This is a genomic window from uncultured Pseudoflavonifractor sp., assembly GCF_944387275.1.
Lineage (GTDB): Bacteria > Bacillota > Clostridia > Oscillospirales > Oscillospiraceae > Pseudoflavonifractor > Pseudoflavonifractor intestinihominis.
In genome coordinates this window covers 1-2,890 of sequence record NZ_CALXEG010000073.1, presented here as the reverse complement: position 1 = coordinate 2,890, position 2,890 = coordinate 1, and the positions used below count along the sequence as shown (strand labels likewise).

3 protein-coding genes are annotated in these 2,890 nt (G+C 66.5%); all 3 read left to right on the top strand.

Annotation, left to right across the window (positions count from 1 at the left end; genetic code table 11):
* On the top strand, nucleotides 1-325 hold a 325-nt coding region (locus tag Q0K23_RS12640; protein WP_294522956.1), incomplete at its 5' end, for a phage tail tube protein.
* Between the two features lie 12 nt (nucleotides 326-337).
* The gene (locus tag Q0K23_RS12635) at nucleotides 338-751 is read left to right on the top strand and encodes a hypothetical protein (RefSeq protein ID WP_294522953.1); all 414 of its coding nucleotides are present in this window, start codon (nucleotides 338-340) and stop codon (nucleotides 749-751) included.
* 148 nt (nucleotides 752-899) lie between these two features.
* Nucleotides 900-2,890 (top strand): tape measure protein (locus Q0K23_RS12630; protein ID WP_294522950.1); only part of this gene is annotated, 1,991 nt, incomplete at its 3' end.

Below are 2,890 nucleotides of genomic sequence, written 5' to 3'. Positions count from 1 at the left end.
CAGCGACACCATCAACCTGTGCGGAGAGTTCATGGAGGCCAGCAAGCCGGTGAGCGCCAAGGGCACCGGCTCCCTGATGCTCTACAAGGTGGACAGCGGCATGATCCAGAAGCTCCAGAGCATCCAGGACGGACAGGTGCCCGAGTTCACCGTAGTGTCCAACCTGGCCGACCCGGACAGCGCCGGCGCCGAGCGCATCGCCTACTACGGCGTGCAGTTCACCGACCTGACCCTGGCCGACTGGCAGGCCGCCACCAGCGGCAAAATCACGGCGCCCTATACCTTCACCGGCTTCCAGCTGCTGGACGCCATCGCGGTACAGTGAGGAGGGATAACGATGAATAAGACAAAGAGCGTGGTGCGCTCCCTGCTGGACATCCCCGTGGGAGAGCCGGAGACCGCCGTGGCCCGGGTGACCCGGCTGGGGCTGGACATCGAGCTGAAGGAAATCCCCTATAACAAGCTCACCGCCCTCCGGGGCACCGAGGACGCCAACCTGAACTATCTCCTGGCCTCCACGGTGGAGCCCAATTTCCGGGACGCCCACTGGTACCGGGAGCATATGGGCTGCCCCACCCCTGTGGACGCGCTGAAGAAGCTGCTCCGCCCCGGCGAGGTGCGGGCCCTGGTGCGCCGGTGCGACGCCCTCAACGGCTACGCCCCCGGCGCGGTCATCTCCCTGGAGACAGGCGAGGATGACCTCCAGGCCGCTGCCGTGGGCGCGGCCCTGGAGGACCTGGAAAAAAACTGAAGCATGACGGGGACCTTAAGCTGGCCCAGTTCCTGCTGGTCCGGCACGGCATTTTCCCCGGAGACTTTCTCCGCCGGAGTCCCGGGGAGCGTGCCGTGGTCCGCGCCATGCTGATTGACCTTCAGAGGCGGAGAGAGGAGGGGGAGACATGAGCAGGACGGACGCCAGCATTGCCATGAGCGTACAGGACAACCTGTCGGCGGCCATTGTGGGCATGAAGAGCAGCGTGACCAACTTCCGCGGCGACATCACCGCCCTCCAGGGGGAGCTGGACCGGCTGAACGCCACCCGGGTGCAGATGCGCATGGACCTGACCAGCGCCAGACGGGAGGCCCAGCAGGCCCAGCAGGCCTTTGAGGCCCTGGGGGACAGCGCCACCGAGGCCGAGCGGCAGGCGGCGGAGGCGGACTGGAAAACAGCGGAGGAAAATCTGGAGAACATCCGCCAGCAGTACGACCTGGTGGGACGGCAGGTCCGGCAGACCACCAAGGACATGGAGAACGCCTCGGGCGCCATCAGCCGCATGGAAAACCGGGCGGACAGCGCCGCCGGCAGCACCGGCATCCTGTCCGCCCTGGGCAAGGCCGGGCTGGGGCAGATGGCGGGGGACGCCATTATGGAGATCAGCAACACCATGATCGGCTCCGCCCTGGGCGGCGACGGCGGCAGTCTCATCTCCTCCGCACTGAGCAGCGCGGTGTCCGGCGCGGCCATGGGCTCCCTGGCCGGGCCGGTGGGCACCGCCATCGGCGGGTTAGTGGGCGGCGCGCTGGGCCTGGCCACCGGCGGAGCCCAGATATTCGCCAACCAGGATGAGGCCTTCAAAGCCTACTACGCAGATCTCTACCAGGCCGGACAGGACCGGGCAGAGGAGAGCCTGACCGCCGGCAGCGCCACGGCCTCCCAGCGGGAGCTGGACGCCATCGCCTTCAACCGCCTGCTGGGCAGCGGCGTGGGGGACCAGTACCTCAGCGACCTGCGGGTGCTGGCCGCCGCCACACCCATGGAGTACAGCGACCTGACGTCCATGTCCCGGGCGCTGGCCACCGGCTTCGGGGACGCCCCCGACCGGATGCTGGAGCTGATGACCGCCATCGGCGACGCGGGCAGCGCCGTGGGCGTGGACGCATCCGGGATGACATATATGGCACAGATCCTCAGCCGGGTGCAGAGCAGCAATCAATTCAGCAAAGAAGACCTTGACGCATTTCAGGACCGGGGAATCAATGTGCTGAGTATGCTGTCGAGCAGCTTTGGTGTGGCTGAGGGCGAGATCTACGACATGATCTCCAAGGGCGAGATCAACGGCCGGGACGCCGTCAACATCATCCAGCAGGGCATGGAGACGGCGTACAGCGGCGCCATGGAGCTGATGGCGGAGACCTTCTCCGGCCTGACCTCCACCTTGGAGGACACCATGGCCGAGCTGGACAACGCCAGGGGCGAGGGCTACAACGATCTGCGCAAGGAGGGGCTCCAGAGTGAGATCGACGCCTACGGCGGCGCGCTGGGGGACGCCATCCAGAACCTGAACCGCATCTCCGGAGAGAACGACGCCTACATGGAGAACCTGTCCGAGCAGTACACCCGGGAGGCCCTCTCGGCCCTGCTGCTGGGGGAGGACACCACCCTGTTCCCCGAGGAGCAGCAGGCGGAGCTGCGGCGCATGCGGGAGGACTTCCTGGCCGCCAGCGGCGCCTACGAGGACGGCAATGAGGAGGCGGGCCTTGAGATGGAAAACCTGCGCCAGCAGGCCGAGGCCCTGGCCACCATAGCCTATGAGAGCAGCGACCAGTACCAACTCCTCAACGACAGCGAGAAGGACCTCATCGGGGCTATCCGGGATTTGACGGGCTCGCTTGACGGCTTCATGAACGAGTACGGCCTGAACCAGGAGCTGTCCAAGGGGCAGGGGGATGTGGCCTTTGAGAACTTCATGTTGGGCGACCGGGACGACACGGGAGACGGCTTTGCGGAGCGCTGGAATGATTACTGGGGGGCCGAGAACGACCGCCTGGCGGTCATGTACAACGGCAGCCACGCCTACGGCCTGGACCGGGTACCCCGGAACGGGCTGTACTACCTCCACCAGGACGAGCGGGTGCTCACCGCCCGTGAGGCAGGGGAGCAGAGCCGCAA